Raw genomic sequence first — 16,297 nt, forward strand, 5'->3', positions numbered from 1 at the left:
CCGTCGCAAACGCGATGAATCGACCAGCCAGTCACCGGAGAACCGCGATGGATACCGTTCAAGAAATCACCACCTATCCTGACGTTGAACTCAAAGACCCCCGCGACCTATACGCGCGACCGCCTTTTGAACATCAGTCGACCACTTCCATGCCCGGTAGCGAAACGGACATGGTTCCCGATGCGGATCACGGCGAAGAACACTATCGCGGCAGCGGAAAGCTGAAAGGACTAAACGCACTGGTCACTGGTGCCGACAGCGGAATCGGTCGCGCAATTGCATTGTGCTATGCGAGGGAAGGCGCGAACGTGACGCTGAACTATTTGTCCGAAGACGGCGATGCGGAAGAGGCTCGAGTGCTGGTGGAATCCGCCGGTGTCAAAGCCGTGGCAATCAAGGGCGATCTGCGGAACGAGGCGTTCTGCAAAGACTTGGTCCAGCAGCACGTCGATCATCATGGATCCTTGGACGTCTTGGTCAACAACGCCGCCTTTCAAGTCACCGAAGATAACATCGAAGACTTTTCCACGGAAGTTTTCGATCGCATCATGAAGACGAACGTGTACGCGCCGTTCTGGTTGTCCAAGTTCGCCGTCGAACAAGTTCCGGCGGGCGGCAGCATTATCAACACGGTGTCCATCCAGGGCTACGATCCGTCGCCGTATCTGTTGCCATATTCGACAACGAAATCGGCGTTGATTGGGATGACCAAGGCACTCGCAAAACTGTCGATTGACCGTGGCGTCCGTGTCAACGCGGTCGCGCCGGGGCCCGTCTGGACGCCACTGATTCCTGGATCCATGCCGGAAGACAAAATTAAAAACTTCGGCGACAACACGGTCTTCGGGCGACCCGCCCAGCCGATCGAATTGGCACCGCTGTATGTCTGGTTGGCCAGTATGGACGCCAGCTATGTGACCGGCGAAGTTTTCGGCTGCACCGGGGGGCGGTCACCGGCGTGATCGTGTGCCGACCAGCCTGCGGCGATCAATTTGTGTGATTCAGAGGCAATGGTCGGATCTGTCCTCCCGAACCCGCCACGACGAATGACGGTTCACTGGGATGGATCGCTATGGCGTACGCCCAACCGTCGATCGCCTGACGGGTATGGACCACTTGGACTGAAGGAACATCGATCCATCGCACATTGCCGTCACGACATGCGGCCAGAATCGTCCGGCTATCGGGGGACCAGGCGATCTTCAGCGGCTGTTGTGGCAATCGGCAGAAACGAATCAGCCGTCCGATGGTCGGCTGCCAAAGCCGTATCGTTCGGTCTTCGGATGCGGACGCGACAACGGGCAAACCGTCGTTCGAAGGCGCCGTAGAAATATCGACGATCGATCCGGTATGCTGCTTCAACGTGCGTACCGTTCTGAAATCTGTGGAATCCCACAACCGCAATCGCTGATCGTCACCGCCGCTAAGAATCCACTGCGACTGGGCGAATGCCTCGACGGCGGTTACGGCGCGAGAATGTCCCTGCATCACCGTTACGTCGGACTGATTCAAATCGACATGCCGAACCGTTCGGTCGATCGACGCCGCCAGCCAAGATTCATTGCTGGTCCATTGCACATCGACGACGCTGTCATCGAATTGCCGATACTGATGAACGAAGGTTTCTTCGAGTAAGCCGTCAGACCACCTCAACGTCACGACCGCGCCAAAGTCGGCGGGATTGCCGCCACCAACCGCCAAATGGTCGCCATTCGGCGAAAAGGCGACGCAGTGCAGGTTGTCCAGCGGGACTTGGATTTCCGCGACGGTTTCTAAATCGGGCCAGCGCCGTGAAACGATTCCCATTTGACCGACGCAGACCAAGAACCGCCCATCCGGTGAAAAGGCGACATCGGTGATTGGCGGATTATCGGCAGCGGTCCCGGTCATCGACAGCATCGATCCCGATAAGGACGCAACCAGAATCAAAGTTCGCCACGCGTTCATGCCATGATTCCGCGGATCGCCTGTGAACCGTCCGGCGTGATTCGTACCGGTCGACCGTCAGACGTCTTCAGCACACCGGCGGGATCAATGCCCAACAGGGTATAGACCGTGGCGGCCAAATCCGCGGGTGTCACCGGTTGATCGGCGGGCAATTCCCCCTGTGCGTCGCTGGCCCCATAAACATTGCCTGCCATGATCCCGCCGCCGGCCAACAAGACGCTGAAGCAGTTGGGCCAGTGGTCGCGACCACCGCGAGTGTTGATCTTCGGCGTCCGACCGAACTCTCCCATCACGATGACCAGCGTGTCGTCCAGCCGTCCACGCTGGTCCAAATCTTCCACCAATGCAGAAACCGCACGATCCAATGCCGGTAGGTGAGCGTTCTGGTCGTTGGGAAATCGCTGTTTCAAATTCACGATGTCTTGGTGCGTATCCCAACCCGGACTGTTCACCGTCACAAAAGGAACGCCTCGTTCGACCAAACGCCGCGCCAGCAAACAACTTTGCCCCACTCCGTTGCCGCCAACCCGACCATACCGTTTTCGTACAGCGTCTGGTTCCCTGTGAATGTCAAAGGCGGCCTTGGCGTCGGCGGACGCAATCAAATCATAGGCACGCCGCAAATCTTCGTTCGGTTTCAAACCGCCTGCATCCGCCACGCGACTGAACTGATCAATCGCGTCAACGAACTGGCGTCGACGATCCAATCGTTGAAGATCCAAACCGCGATAGAAGTCCAAATCTTTGACCCGAAAATCAGCTTGGTCGGGCTTGCCGCCGACTTCAAAGGCTGCGGTTTCGGTCGGCAAGAAACCGTGATCCTGGATATTGCCGGTGAACTGAGGAACCGCCACATTCGGCGGCAGCACACCGGACGCCGGGCGATGCATCGACAAAGTGGACCCGAACGCGGGATAGTCCAAGGCCGGCGACGGACGATAGCCCGTCATCATGTAGTGCGTGCCAAAGTTGTGTTCGCCCAGCGGCGACGTCATCGAACGAACGATCGTCATCTTGTGAAGCAAGCCGGCCAATCGCGGCAAGCATTCGCCGATTCGAACGCCAGAAATTGACGTTGGGATTGAACCCAAAGGCCCACGCACCTCTTCCGCCGCATCCGGTTTGACGTCAAAAGACTCCAAGTGGCTCGGTCCGCCATCCAGCCAAACCAGGATGCAGGATTTGGCTTTCGCAACCGGTTGATGATCGGCGTTGGCGCGTCGACAGTGATGGAATCCACCGATGCCGAGACCAAAAGCGGTCAAGCCTCCCACGCGGATGATGTTTCGGCGACTGACACCGTCGCAACGCAAAGACGAATTCATCGACATCTGGCTCGCTAATGATTGGTTGCGAATTCGCGACTGGACACCATCGCCCACATCACATCTTCCAGGAAATCCGCCGGGTCATCGGCCATTTCCAAGTGATCCACCCAGAACGCCTTTTCATTTTCCGTCGGATCTCGACATAACGCGGCCGCATAAATCTGTTCGACGGTCTGCATCGCGGTCATGTTGGCATCACGACAAGACCTTAACCGCCCACGTGTTGCATCGATTCGGTCGTTCAGCAATTCACCGTTGAACAGGTGCAGCATCGTTGACATGCCGGTCGACGCCGTATCATCGGCCATGCAAATCGCTTTCGGATCGCATCGCCCCAAAACCTCCAAAGATGGAATTTGCACCGCCCCGTCGACCAAATCAATCGCCCGATCGATATCGCCCCAAGCCGAATAGTCGTCGGCAATGCCAATGACATCGCTGATGGCATCGGCCAGCACGGACGGCGACAACGGCCGACGCAGTGCGTGGGAATAAAAACGGTCGTCGTGCTGGTTTTGAGAATTCGCCACACTGTCGCGTTGATACGCATCACTGTTGGCGATCAAACGCAGCGTCTTGCGAATTTGGTATCCGTTGGCCACAAAATCATCCGCCAAGTGTTGCAACAATTCCGGATGGCTGGCGGGATTCGTTTGGCGGAAATCATCGACGGCATCGACCAGTCCACGCCCCATCATGTGTTTCCACATGCGATTGACGGCCGCCTTGGCAAAATACGGATTGTCGTCGTCGACCAGCCACCGCGAAAACGTCTGCACCATGGGCTGGTTGGTTGCCAGCTGGCGTCCGCCCGGAATTCGCGGAATGGCCGGCTGTAGCGTCACCGGATGCGTGATTGTGGCGGCGGAATCCAAACGAACGACGGGACCCGATTGGACGGTCGCAAAAATTGCCGCCAAGCCGTGGTAATCATCCTGTGTCCAGCGGTCCAGCGGATGATCGTGGCAATTCGCACATCGCATTCGCGAACCCATGAAAACTTCGCTAACTAATTCTGCCGTGGGTCGTCCACCTGGTGCGATCCGATAGAAGTTTGCCGGCCCGACTTGATGCGTGTCGCCGCTGGCCGTCAGCATTTGCTGGACCAAATCGTCGAAACTCACTCGATCCTGAATCGATCGATATAGCCAATCGCGATATGCTTCCGTCGCTTTCTGGTCGTTGTTCTGACTGCGTACGCGAAACCACTCCGCTAGCTGGGACGTCCAGTAACGGCTGAACGCTTCGGATCCCAACAGGTGATCGATCCACTGTTCACGTTTGTCGTCGCGGTGGTCTTCCAGAAACGAACGTCGTTGATCAAGCGTCGGTAAGCGTCCCGTCAAATCCAACGTGACTCTTCTCAAGAATGCTTCGTCGTCGGTTTTCGGCGACGCCGGCAACCGCAGATCCGACAGTATTCGATTGACGCTGCGATCGATCATTCCAATCGCTTCATTCTCCCGGTCATCCGATTCGACTTCCAAAGCCGCATCGCCGATTGGTGCACGAATCTGAATCGGCTGGACGCGATTGATGAAGCGAGCAACTAAAACATGGCTGCCCGGCCGCAACACTTGGACTGATCCAACGTCCTCCTGGACCGACAATGCGGCGGGATCATCCGGTGCCAAGATGGTGTTCGCGGTGACGTCTCGGGTCATCCCGTCACTAAACTTGGCGATTGCCTTCAACGAAACCGATTGGCCGACCGCATCGACGGTGACCTGTTGCGGATGAATGGAAAGGTCGACCAAGCGTCGATCGCTTTCGAATCGGGCTCCTGCCGCGATCCATCGCGTGATCGTTCGCGCCGCGTCGCTATCGATGTCGAACCGTTGTTCGCCTCCGTGGGCCAGTTGCCCGGTCGGTTTCAGCAGCAACAAACTGTTCTCTGGACGGACGCCGTTGACCCGACGCCCGCCGACTTGCCGCACGATCGCATCGTAGTCGTCGGCAGGTCGACTGCCGAACAATGACAGTTTGAAATTGCCCCGCCCCAAAGCGGCCCCATGACAGGCGCCCGCGTTACAACCGTGTTTGGTCAAAATCGGCAGCACGTCGGCGCGAAAGTCGATTCGATCGTCCGCGCACAAACGCGCATCAATCGTGATCATCATGCCCAATGCCAATGCCGATCGGATCCAACAATTCATCAATGGTTCACCCGCGAAAGCATCCTTCTACACTGGCCCCATCGAAACACGACCTCGCAGCATTCACTTGGCGGCCGCTTTGACACTGGACGTGGACTTTGCCTTCTTCCCTTTCTTCTTCGCGGCGGCCGGTTTCTTTTGCGCCACGTTGGGAACCGGTTTGTCCGCCAGAATTTCAAGCATCATTTGGCGAGCCTGCTTCGCCTCGGCGGATTCGTCCTCGGTGATATCAACGTAGCCGCTGCCATCGCGGGATTCACCACAGTCGTACAGTTGACCAAAGTTGGTGGGTGAATTGTTTTCCAACAGATATCGTTTCGTTCGCACCACGCGTTTTCCACCCAGCGGAGCATAAATCCAATCGCGCAACGGCGTCATGTCACCTTGCAAGTACGGCGCAAATGAAACGCCGTCGATGATGTGATCTTCAGGCAGTTCGATCGAAGCAACCTCACAGATCGTCGGTACAATGTCCGACAGGTCCACCAATTCTCTGCACTCGCCCGAAGGTTTCACCAGGTTGGGGCTGTTGACGATGAAGGGCACGCGACAGCCCATCTCGGTCGTTTTGGCTTTTCCATTGCCGCTGGAGCCATTGTCGCCAACGAAAATGACCAAGGTGTTTTCTCGGCGTCCCATGGATTCCAAGCCATCGATCAGTTTGCCGATGATCTTGTCGGTGTATTGCACATTGGCCTGCCAGTTCTTTCGCGGACTATGTTGAAAGCGATCCTTGATCGTTTCGGTGGTGTCCGGTGTCGTAAAAAACTGGCCGTGCGTCAAAGCCATCGGATAGTAGACAAAGAATGGATCTTCGGGATGTCGCTGAACAAAATCCAAAATGAAATCGGAATAGATATCCGGTCCATAACTGTCGTCGTCCGTATCCAAGTACTTTCCATTTTGAACGATCGATGGATGCCAATAACGACAGGTCTTGCCGCCCGGCTTGCCTTCCCAAGCGCCGTCGTGCGTCACGCCTTCGGGCAGATTGTGGGTGTAGGCCCACATGCAATACTCATCAAAGCCGCATTCGTGAATCAACGTCGGATGCTCTCCGGACAACTGCCACTTCCCCGCATGGGCGGTCGCATAGCCGGCCTGTTGAAACAGCTTGCCAAACGTCAAATGGCTGCCGATATCATCCGGCCCCGTGTTCGCCGGTGGACCACCCGGACGATTGGGAAAATGGTACACACCATTATGATGCGCGTACTGACCGGTCATGATTTCGAATCGGGTCGTATGACAAATCGGTGTCGAATACCCCGTTGTGAACCACACCCCAGTCTTTCCAAGTTCATCCAACACTGGTGTTTGATGTTTGGGGTGACCATAGAGCGACAATTCATGGGCACCGATGTCGTCACACAAAATCACCAAGACATTGGGGCGTTCGTCGGCCCGCAGTGGTGACAAAGCTGCACAGACCAGAGCGGTAAAAATGACGGATCGCATGGCAGGCGAACCTTTCGATCAGACAGGTGGGAATGAACAAGATCAGTTGGGAGGGATGTCCCGACAGCGGGCAAGCGATTGGGGTAGTCGCTCGCCGTCAAGCCATCACCATCTTAGCGAAGCCACCGTGACCGTCGCGACCGAATCAGCCGATTGCCCGATTCATCACGACCGCACCTGCGATTGTTTACAATCAGCAACCAGGCCGCCTCCGGGGCGGCACTCCGCCCAATGTCCCCACACTGTTCCCCCGCTCAGGTCCCCCTCGATGCGAACTATTTTCCGCTTGCTGATCCCCACCTGCGTGCTGACCGGCGGTCTGATGTCGGCCATGTGCTGCGTCTCCGACGAACCGACGGATCCAAAGTCTGTCCCAGCCTTTCCTTACGGCGAGGTCCCCGAACAGAAACCTGACATTCCGCTGAGCCGCGCGATGCAGCGAGTTTACGACGGAACCTATGCAGGACTGGACTGCGCACGCAACGAACTGTTCAGTCGTTTCAAGTACACGCCATTGAAAGGCCTGGACTATTCCAACGGCGACGGGACCGTTTCCCGGCGTGATGCAACCAAGATCATCAAGCACGATGGCAAGTTCTATGTCTGGTACACCAAGCGTCACACTGCGACGCCGCCCAACTATGACGGCGGAGCCAACGATACGATCCCGTCACGCGACTGGGACCTAGCGGAGATTTGGTATGCGACCAGCACCGACGGTTTTACTTGGCAAGAGCAGGCCGTGGCCATCGAGCAAAACGAGAAACCCAATCCAGGTTGGCGATCCGTCTCCACACCCGACATCCTGGTTTGGCAAGGCAAGTATTACCTTTACTATCAAGCGTACTTGGCGATGCCGGGCAGCCGAACCAGCAGTGCGACCAACGGCGACGACTGTCCCGTGTCCGCATCGGTGGCCGATTCACCCGATGGCCCGTGGACCCCGTGCAACAGAATCGTTGTCGACAACGGACCGCCGGGATCATGGGATCAATACGTGATCCATGATCCGTATCCTTTGGTGCGAAACGGCAAAATCTATCTTTATTACAAGGGTGAAATGGGCGGCGACCCACCGGTGCGTGCCCAGGGTTTGGCGATCGCCGATCATCCGTTTGGTCCGTTTCGCAAACACCCGCTGAACCCCGTCATCAACTCGGGCCACGAAACATCGTTGTTTCCATTCAAAGAAGGTTTGGCGGCACTCGTCAGCCGACATGGGCTGGAACACAACACCATCCAGTACGCGCCCGATGGAGTCAATTTCGAAGTCGCGGCGATCACCGGACTGATGCCGATCGCGCCGGGTGCCTACGTTCCCGATGCGTTCACCGATACCAAAGACGGACGCGGAATCACGTGGGGACTCTGCCACTTTCGAAACATCAAACGTGACGAAGGCAAAAGCCACAGCATGCTTGCACGATTCGATTGTGATCTCAGCCTGGACGTGCACGATATCGAAATGAAGGAAAGCGATATCTTCAACGACCCGGAAATCAATTTCAAATTTGGTCTGTCTGAACAACAGCGTGAACGCATCGAATCGAACGCTCGGGCGGAATTAAAACGCTAGGTTTCACTCGTCCGCCTCGGTCTGCGGCAAAATCCACTGAAAGCGTAACGCCAACAGTCGAAAGACAACGATCACGATGATGGCGACCGGGCCGGCGATGGGGCGCGCCGGTTCCCATTGCTGCAACAACACATAAAACCACGAACCGGTGAACGCGCAAGTCGCGTACATGGGGGCGGGGCGAAACAGACTGGGGACTTGGTTACAGATCACCTCTGCCATCACGCCGCCGAAGGTTCCGGTGATCGCGCCCATCAATGCGGCAACAAAAAACGACGTACCCGATTCCAACGCCGCGTCGGTGCCCGCAACGCTGAACAGCCCTAACCCCAAGGCATCAGGAATGATCAGCCATTTTTCGATCGATTTCGGAAATCGCGGGACCACGGATGTGACCAAAGCTAGGAAAAACACGATCACCGGGTAGTGGTGCTTTTCAATCCAGAACAGCGGGTGTCGATCCAGAAAAATGTCCCGCAGCGATCCACCGCCAAACGCGACGATCAATGCCATGCTGAACACGCCGGCGAAGTCCATGTTGTGCCGTCGAGCCAGCGAGACGCCAAAGATGGCACTGGCGATCACCGCCAACAATTCAATGATCTGATCCATCGGCCGGGAACCCTTTGCCCGAAAAAGCCGGGATTGTAGATCAGCCGGGTTCCAAGCGGGACCATCATTTCAGGCTCCATCCGGCCGACGTTTCCACAGGCAAAACAGCCACCGAACGTTCGACGGACCAATCCACACCGATGGACCCGAACCGGCACCCCGCCCAGATCATTTGACGGTGTTGTTGGTGCCTTCCAGTTCGTTGAGCGCGCGATTGATCACGCGAACGCGATACTTGCCTTCGGAGTTGAAACCGGGGGTGTACTGAAGACCTTGCCGCATGTCATCGATGACGGGTCGAGCCTGTTCGTCGATCTCGTCCAACACGATCGCCGCGTGCAAGCGTTCCCACTGCTGTCCCGTCGTCATTTCGTTGATCAGCACACCCAACGCTTGCTCCGGAGCGCCCATCCGACAAAGCGCTCGTGCCGCGGCAGTACGAACGGCCGATGATTCGTCGTGCAACATCTTTTGCATCCCATCAATGGCGGAACCCTTTGCCGAATCCGCCATGTTGCCGATGCCCACCGCCGCCCAGTAGCGCACGGCGCTGTCGGGATCATCGGTTGCACGGACCAAATCGGGCAAAGCCGACGGTCCGGATGATGCCAACACGGCGGTGTCGGCGATTCGAGCTACGGTGGATTCCTGCCCGGGTTGTCGAAGGATCGCGTATTCGTTGCCCAGCGTTTCTCGACGTTCGATAATGATCGGCTCGGGAATCAATCCGATATCCCGAGTCTGCTTGACCCAGCGAAGGTGCGCATCACGCATACGTTTCAGCTGGTCAGCAAATGCGGGATCATCCGCCAGATTGTTGACTTGATGGGGGTCGGCGACACAGTCGTATAACTCTTCGACCGGCTTGGTCGGCGCGAACAAAGCCTCCGCCTCAGCAGGCAACTCTCCCGCTTCGTGAAGTCGTCGAAGCTCCCGCATCGTCGCGCCCTTTTCCGGCGTATTCATGTACTGGTAGTACGTCTTCAGCGGCTCGTAATTTCGGATGTAACGGAACCTTTTGTCACGGACCGTTCGGATGATGTCGTACCTTTCATCCATCCGGTCGCGTCCGCCATAGACGTAATCGCGTGGCGACGCGGCACCATTGCCAAGAAACGCTTGACCTTGGACATGGGGGGGGACTTCAATGCCTGCGAGCCGCAGCACGGTGGGGCCAAAGTCGATCGAACTGACCAGCCGGTCGGTTGTTGTTCCAGGCCGTTCTTCATCGGAATCACGAAACCGCTCCGGAATCCGGATCACCAGTGGGATGTGGGTTCCGGAGTCATAAAGCCAACGTTTGGCCCGAGGCAATCCGACGCCATGGTCCGACCAAAACATGATGATCGTGTTGTCGTACAGCCCGTCTTCCTTCAACTGATCGATCAAATCACCGGCCCAGTGATCCATCGCCGTGATCAGTTCATAGTTGCGTTTCCAGTCTTCGCGAACGGTCGGCGTGTCGGGATAGTAGGGAGGAAGCGTCAACGCGTCGGCGTCTTGACGCTCCGAAGGAGCCAACCCCTCTGTCACGGACTTGTACTTCTCCGAACTTGCGATTCCTGACTCGTGACATCCAGTGAAATTGAAGACGGAAAAGAACGGTTGGGACTTTTCTGGACGATTTCGCCAATGGGCTTTGCGGGATGATTCATCCCACGTGTCTTTGGGGTGGTCGAACTGGTAGTCCGTTTTGGAATTGTTGGTGCAGTAGTAACCCGTTTGACGCAGATAGATCGGGAATGGCTTGATGTCGTCGGGCAACTTTGCCGTGCAACGCATGTGGTGCGTGCCAAGGGTCGTTTGATACAGGCCGGTGATGATCCCGCTGCGACACGGCGCACACACACCCGCGGTGGTGAACGCGTGGGAGTACCTCACACCTTCCTTTGCCAACTGATCGATATTCGGCGTGATGGCGTTCGGGTCGCCGTAACATCCCAGATGCGGGCTGATGTCTTCGCAGGATAGCCAAAGAATGTTCGGACGGTCTTGGTCCGCGATGCCGTTTACTGCCGCAAGTCCGACTAGACAAGCGAAGATCAGAAGTCTCATGTTTGCGTTCCGCTTTTCGTTTCAACGATGTTTCGCCACATATGCTGTGATGCGACATCATAAGCGATGTCATGCCAGCGCTGTCTCGGCGACCTTGCCGCTGATGGGGAGGATGCTGTTGGGATTCGTTAGCCGCACGGCGCTAGCCGCGGGTGCCTTAACGCCACGATAGACTCGTTGCCATCGAAACGGCGGCTAGCGCCTTGCCGCTCAGAGGAGGATGCGGTTGGTGTTCGTGAGCCGCACGGCGCTAGCCGCGGGTTCCTGAGCGCCACGTTTGACTCGTTGCCATCGAACCGGCGGCTAGCGCCTTGCCGCTGATGGGGAGGATGTTGTTGGGATTCGTGAGCCGCACGGCGCTAGCCGCGGATGTCTGAACGCCACGTTTGACTCGTTGCCATCGAACCGGCGGCTAGCGCCTTGCCGCTGACGGGGAGGCTGCGGTTGGGATTCGTGAGCCGCTGGTCGCTAGCCGCGGGTGCCTGAGCGCCACGTTTGACTCGTTGCCATCGAACCGGCGGCTAGCGCCTTGCCGCTCAGAGGAGGGTGCGGTTGGGATTCATGAGCCGCACGGCGCTAGCCGCGGGTGTCTTAACGCCACGTTTGACTCGTTGCCATCGAACCGGCGGCTAGCGCCTTGCCGCTCAGGGGAGGATGCGATTGGGGTTTGTGAGCCGCACGGCGCTAGCCGCGGGTGTCGGGGCGTCGCGTTTTGATTGGTTGGCAACGAACCGGCGGCTAGCGCCTTGCCGCTAAGAGGAGGATGCGGTCGGGATTCGTGAGCCGCACGGCGCTAGCCGCGGGTTCCATAGCGCCACGTTTGACTCGTTGCTATCGAACCGGCGGCTAGCGCCTTGCCGCTGATGGGGAGGATGCTGTTGGGATTCATGAGCCGCTGGTCGCTAGCCGCGGGTGTCTTAACGCCACGATAGACTCGTTGCCATCGAACCGGCGGCTAGCGCCTTGCCGCTCAGGGAGTGAACCGATTGTTGATGCGGGGCGGGAATTGGGAGGCGGCCGCTCGTTTTCTGCCCGCCGGTTCGGACCAGCGTCCGCCTGATCTATCCCTGTGGTTCAGCAATGGCTACCCAGGCGATCCGACACGATTGCCCGTCGCTGACATTCGGGTGCTCGGTCGCGATGGGGGCCAACTGCGCCAGTTGCGTTGCAGCGGCTTGCGAGACCGCAAGTCAGCGTTCACCCAGTACACGGCGTTTCTGCGCCAGTCGGTTCGCAACGAGCAGAACCCTGCCGCGTTGCAGGTTTCCGTCGGCGGTGAGGGCCTGAAATCCATGCAAAAGCAAATCGCTTGGCGGCATCGGACCGCATCAAATCAGAAGTTGCGTCTTTTGTCCGACGTGCCTTTGGAAATGAGCGTTTTCGATGCCGAATCGGGACAACCCATCTCCGGTGCAACGATCTGGAAGGGGACGGTGCGGATGGCAAACACAACCGATGCTAAAGGGAAGGTCTCCATCAGCCATCTTTCTCCGATAGCCACCCGCGTTCATGTCGTCGCCGATGGGTATCATGCCGCCGAGGTGTTGGTTCCATGGCCGGATCTGTCGGTCGCGCTGGCCGGTATCGACGGCTACCAGCCCAAGGTGACGACCAATGAACGGGGAAGGTTTGCCATCCATGGCATTCATTCCGATGTCGCTTTCGTGATCGCCTTAGGCTTTGTTTATCAATTCAACACGAAAGCCAATGAAAACGGTAACCCGACGCGTCAGCGAGGGACTCTTGATGAATGAATAACTTCGGCCCCTCGCTGACGCTTCGGGTTACCAATTGATAAACAGTGCCTAGTGCGCGACCCGGTGACGGGATTTCAAAAGGCCTTCACGGCAATCTTGAATCAACGCGACGAAACGGTCGTCCAATGGGTTTTGAAACGCTGAAGCTTTGCCGCGGCACTTCATCAGTTTTCGCTGCGGACGTCGACCAGGGCGATGTCGGTAAACTTGCCGATCTCCATGTTGGCTCCGCCGATCATCAGCATGCGGTGATCGTCCAGCGGTAACATGCGATGAAAGAAACGAGCCGGATCGATCTTGGCGACGGTCGTCCATTCGGCTTCGCCGCTTGCCAGTCGATGCAAAAATCCGTCCATCGTGCTGACATACAGGTGATCGCCACAGGCGAAGGCGGACGCGCCGAATCCAGCCATTCCGGTTCCCGGCATCGACGGGCCTTCGGTCCATGTGTCGGATGACGGATCGTAAATATCGGTACGAGTCGTTGGGCCACCCACGGACTTCATCCCGCCGATTGCGTAGATCTTGCCATCGAACGCGGCCACCGCCAACGCGCGACGCTGGAACGGGGGCGAAGCGATCGGTTGCCAAGCAGGCTGGTCGGCGCTTAAGTCCATTTTCCAAGCCGTTTCGTGCCAGACGCTGTTGTCGCTTTCGCCGTCCAGTTTCCAACCTCCGATCACATAGATCGTGTCACCTAAAATGGCGGCGTCGGTGGACGATCGTGGTTCGGGCAGGGCCGGCAGATCGGTCCAACTGCCGGAATCTGCGTCGAAGTGACGGACATACGTTTGCGATTTCAGATTGCGGTCTTCGCCCTTTTCGTTCATCGCCGTGAATCCGCCGATACGGATCACCCCGTTGTCGTAGGGCACCATGGCTAGACCTTGCAGACGATGGTCGGTGCAGACTTGTTGCCACTTGGACTGGTCAACCTTTTCCAAGTCCAAGCACCACAGGCGGTTGGATTGTTCTTCGTTCGAATACGAGTGGGCTTCGCCAGTGTGTCCGCCGTAGACAAACAGTTTCGATCCACTGATGGCGGCACCGAAGCTGGTCAGTTCTTCGGGCAATGCATCCAAGCCGGAATCATCGATACTCACCTTGCTGGATTCGTCGACGGTCGGACGCTCCGGGGTCGCTTTCGCATGGTCGGCATCGCTCGCGTGAATGAAAGTCGATGTCAGATAGTCGGCGGTGTTGGTGTAGGCCGTGCCGTCCAATTCGCCTTCGACATCGGATTGCTGCACGCCGACCAGGACCGCGTTCAAACCGGACGACAGCGATTCCGCTTTGAACGTCGCGATTCCGGCACTGTCGGTGGTGGCCGATGCGTTCTCGGTCCCCTCCGCGTCGTACAGTTTGACTTCCACGTCGGCGGTCGGTTTGCCGTCTTGCAAAACGGTCACCAGAACACCGCCGGACGGTGCGGAAACGATCACGGTTTGCAGTGGTGAATTGGCCCGCGGAGCGGTCGGCCACTGCGTTGCGTCACCGGACAACAAATGTTCGACGTGATAGGTCAGCCGCGTGCCATGATAAAGGCCGTAGGTCACACTGCCGAATACTTCGCCCGTTTCACCCAAGGTGCCGTTGCTTTTCAAACCGACCAAGTCGTCGGTATCCACCGGGGCGGTGGTGATGGATTTTGCTTCGGTGCCTTGGTCTAGTTTCAGTTCGATGCCCGCGATTGCATCGGGCAAATGGTAGGTCCGGTCGGCGGGGGATTCACCGAACCAAAAGACCGCGTGTCCTTCGTCGTCGGATGCCAACCAAGACATATGACCGTGACAAATCGATGGCGTTGTGATTGTCAGGGACGACAGAAATGCAATGGCGGCGAAAGACCGGCCGATGGAAACAATACGACGCATGGATTGATATCTGGAAAGGAAGGGAAAATGGCGTTGGATCAAATCTGGCGTATCACCGGATCGTTATCTCATACTGGGAACGGTTCTCCTGGTCGGATTTCAGTTCCCAGATTTCATTACTTTGCGAATCATATTTCGCGGGAATCACGGATCCTTCCGGCGGAAACTTGGATCGCTGTTCTTCGGGTGCCGCTTGTCGAAACTCGGGCGGCAGCAAGCTGAAACGAACGCGGTATTGGCCGGCGGTCAGTCCCGCGTCTGGGCCAAATTCGAATCGGCCGTCAAAGACCAGTGCGGTGGCCTTGGGGCCTTGGGTCGGCGGCACCGGTTGCAGCGTGATGACGACGCCGGAGACCGGTTTTTCTTTGGCCGTGACTTCGCCGGCCGCGGTCAGGCCCGTCGGTTGTGATTCACACCCGGGCGTGGTGATGACCAATAGGCCGATGACGATTGGCGGGATGATCCGACGACTTACCATGGCGACGGCTCGATCACTTCACCGTCGCGGCGATTGGCCAAACGGTCTAGTGCGACGGAGTCGACAAATTCGCTAAGGAATCGCACGCTGCCGTCGGACAGTGCGAAATGAACGCCGCCGGGGTGTTGGCTGCGGAAGCATTCCCATGAATGGAAATCAAAGATCGGCACTTTGGTTCCGTTGAAGATCCCGCGAACGGTTCCGGTGGAACTGTAGGGATAGCTGACCGCCCACTGTGCGGCGCTCGAACCGCCGCCGCCCGGGTATGGGAATGGCAGGTCCGAATCATCACGTTCTTGCAACCCAAATTCGCCCATCAACAATGTGTTGGACGTGCCGTCCAGACCGCTGATGTCGCCGATGCTGGTCCAGTGCATTCGGGCTTGAGATTCCGAGACTCCGGCTCGAACCCGTTCGCCGTAAAACACGTTCATCGCGTCGACAAAGGCGCCGTTGTGCGTCTGGTTCCGATAGTATTCCGTGCCGGTCGACAAGGCATAGCTGGAATAACCGCTGTCTTCTTCGGGCACGGGCATCGACGGACATAGATGGATCGATGGTGTTTGCTTGACCAATTCGTCGTTGGGGGCATCCCATGCTGTTTTGGATAAGTCCAAACGGTCAAACAAACCGTCCTGTTCGTGAAACGGCAATAACGCCGCCCATCCGCTCAGGCCCGCTTGATTGACCGCTTGTCCATTGGATTGGCCGACCGTCACACCGATCACGCTGGCGGGGATCTTGCGATACACGTCGTTGTACATGTGCGTCGCGAGCGCCAGCTGTTTCAGATTGTTTTGGCACGACATCCGGCGGGCGGCTTCGCGTGCCGATTGGACAGCGGGCAATAGCAACGAAACAAGGATGCCGATGATTGCGATCACCACCAGCAGTTCAACCAAAGTGAAGCCGGTGGGTGAAGACCGTCTTCGTCCGGTTGTTTTTCGCCAAGGCAATTCTGATCGATCGATCACCACGGCCGATCGAGTTCGTGTCAATGTGGTCACCGTCATCCTCTTTTCCCCCCAAGGTTTTCACGGTCGATTCCAACGAGAA

12 protein-coding genes are annotated in these 16,297 nt (G+C 57.4%); 3 read left to right on the forward strand and 9 right to left on the reverse strand.

The features are described from left to right. Nucleotides 1-47 precede the first annotated feature (47 nt). Complete coding sequence (locus HFP54_RS15715; protein WP_168565843.1) at nt 48-962, forward strand: SDR family oxidoreductase; 915 nt, start codon at nt 48-50, stop codon at nt 960-962. A gap of 25 nt (nt 963-987) precedes the next feature. Here HFP54_RS15715 and HFP54_RS15720 read toward each other — a convergent pair whose 3' ends face one another. The 4 genes from HFP54_RS15720 to HFP54_RS15735 form a co-directional block, all read right to left on the reverse strand. Beyond that, complete coding sequence (locus HFP54_RS15720) at nt 988-1,947, reverse strand: WD40 repeat domain-containing protein (RefSeq protein WP_168565844.1); 960 nt, start codon at nt 1,945-1,947, stop codon at nt 988-990. Continuing rightward, nucleotides 1,944-3,272: a DUF1501 domain-containing protein gene (locus HFP54_RS15725; RefSeq protein ID WP_168565845.1), complete on the reverse strand. Its 1,329-nt coding sequence runs from the start codon at nt 3,270-3,272 to the stop codon at nt 1,944-1,946. Before HFP54_RS15725 ends, HFP54_RS15720 begins: the two co-directional genes overlap by 4 nt. A 14-nt stretch (nt 3,273-3,286) precedes the next feature. Continuing rightward, on the reverse strand, nt 3,287-5,431 hold the full coding sequence (locus HFP54_RS15730; protein WP_168565846.1) for a DUF1549 and DUF1553 domain-containing protein: 2,145 nt from the start codon (nt 5,429-5,431) through the stop codon (nt 3,287-3,289). A gap of 63 nt (nt 5,432-5,494) precedes the next feature. Further along, a complete protein-coding gene (locus HFP54_RS15735; protein ID WP_168565847.1) occupies nt 5,495-6,889 on the reverse strand; it encodes a sulfatase-like hydrolase/transferase in 1,395 nt (464 codons plus the stop codon). A 268-nt stretch (nt 6,890-7,157) separates the two neighbouring features. Here HFP54_RS15735 and HFP54_RS15740 point away from each other — a divergent pair, with 268 nt between their 5' ends. Further along, entirely contained in the window at nt 7,158-8,465 is a 1,308-nt protein-coding gene (locus tag HFP54_RS15740; RefSeq protein ID WP_235951869.1) for a glycoside hydrolase family 117 protein, read from the forward strand. Between the two features lie 3 nt (nt 8,466-8,468). Here HFP54_RS15740 and HFP54_RS15745 read toward each other — a convergent pair whose 3' ends face one another. Then, entirely contained in the window at nt 8,469-9,077 is a 609-nt protein-coding gene (locus HFP54_RS15745) for a trimeric intracellular cation channel family protein (RefSeq protein ID WP_146413300.1), read from the reverse strand. Nucleotides 9,078-9,245: 168 nt separating this feature from the next. Next, the gene (locus HFP54_RS15750; protein WP_168565848.1) at nt 9,246-11,132 is read right to left on the reverse strand and encodes a sulfatase-like hydrolase/transferase; all 1,887 of its coding nucleotides are present in this window, start codon (nt 11,130-11,132) and stop codon (nt 9,246-9,248) included. Nucleotides 11,133-12,502: 1,370 nt separating this feature from the next. Between HFP54_RS15750 and HFP54_RS15755 the strand changes: the two genes are divergently transcribed. Then, a complete protein-coding gene (locus tag HFP54_RS15755) occupies nt 12,503-12,886 on the forward strand; it encodes a carboxypeptidase-like regulatory domain-containing protein (RefSeq protein ID WP_168565849.1) in 384 nt (127 codons plus the stop codon). A 167-nt stretch (nt 12,887-13,053) separates the two neighbouring features. Here HFP54_RS15755 and HFP54_RS15760 read toward each other — a convergent pair whose 3' ends face one another. The 3 genes from HFP54_RS15760 to HFP54_RS15770 all read right to left on the reverse strand — a co-directional run bounded on the left by HFP54_RS15760 (nt 13,054) and on the right by HFP54_RS15770 (nt 16,248). Further along, on the reverse strand, nt 13,054-14,670 hold the full coding sequence (locus HFP54_RS15760; RefSeq protein WP_235951871.1) for a tRNA wybutosine-synthesizing protein 4 beta-propeller domain-containing protein: 1,617 nt from the start codon (nt 14,668-14,670) through the stop codon (nt 13,054-13,056). Between the two features lie 145 nt (nt 14,671-14,815). Next, on the reverse strand, nt 14,816-15,241 hold the full coding sequence (locus HFP54_RS15765; protein ID WP_168565851.1) for a hydroxyisourate hydrolase: 426 nt from the start codon (nt 15,239-15,241) through the stop codon (nt 14,816-14,818). Further along, nucleotides 15,235-16,248, reverse strand: coding sequence for a DUF1559 family PulG-like putative transporter (locus HFP54_RS15770; protein ID WP_168565852.1), 1,014 nt, complete (start codon nt 16,246-16,248; stop codon nt 15,235-15,237). Before HFP54_RS15770 ends, HFP54_RS15765 begins: the two co-directional genes overlap by 7 nt. Nucleotides 16,249-16,297 lie beyond the last annotated feature (49 nt).

It is taken from the genome of Crateriforma spongiae (assembly GCF_012290005.1).
In the GTDB taxonomy this organism is placed as follows: Bacteria; Planctomycetota; Planctomycetia; order Pirellulales; family Pirellulaceae; genus Crateriforma; species Crateriforma spongiae.

Coding starts and splice junctions, on each gene's coding strand:
- HFP54_RS15720 (WP_168565844.1), bottom strand. CDS start 1,947: ATGAACGCGTGGCGAACTTTGATTCTGGTTGCGTCCTTATCGGGATCG.
- HFP54_RS15755 (WP_168565849.1), top strand. CDS start 12,503: ATGAGCGTTTTCGATGCCGAATCGGGACAACCCATCTCCGGTGCAACG.
- HFP54_RS15735 (WP_168565847.1), bottom strand. CDS start 6,889: ATGCGATCCGTCATTTTTACCGCTCTGGTCTGTGCAGCTTTGTCACCA.
- HFP54_RS15750 (WP_168565848.1), bottom strand. CDS start 11,132: ATGAGACTTCTGATCTTCGCTTGTCTAGTCGGACTTGCGGCAGTAAAC.
- HFP54_RS15725 (WP_168565845.1), bottom strand. CDS start 3,272: ATGAATTCGTCTTTGCGTTGCGACGGTGTCAGTCGCCGAAACATCATC.
- HFP54_RS15730 (WP_168565846.1), bottom strand. CDS start 5,431: ATGAATTGTTGGATCCGATCGGCATTGGCATTGGGCATGATGATCACG.
- HFP54_RS15765 (WP_168565851.1), bottom strand. CDS start 15,241: ATGGTAAGTCGTCGGATCATCCCGCCAATCGTCATCGGCCTATTGGTC.
- HFP54_RS15740 (WP_235951869.1), top strand. CDS start 7,158: ATGCGAACTATTTTCCGCTTGCTGATCCCCACCTGCGTGCTGACCGGC.
- HFP54_RS15745 (WP_146413300.1), bottom strand. CDS start 9,077: ATGGATCAGATCATTGAATTGTTGGCGGTGATCGCCAGTGCCATCTTT.
- HFP54_RS15760 (WP_235951871.1), bottom strand. CDS start 14,670: ATGTCTTGGTTGGCATCCGACGACGAAGGACACGCGGTCTTTTGGTTC.
- HFP54_RS15715 (WP_168565843.1), top strand. CDS start 48: ATGGATACCGTTCAAGAAATCACCACCTATCCTGACGTTGAACTCAAA.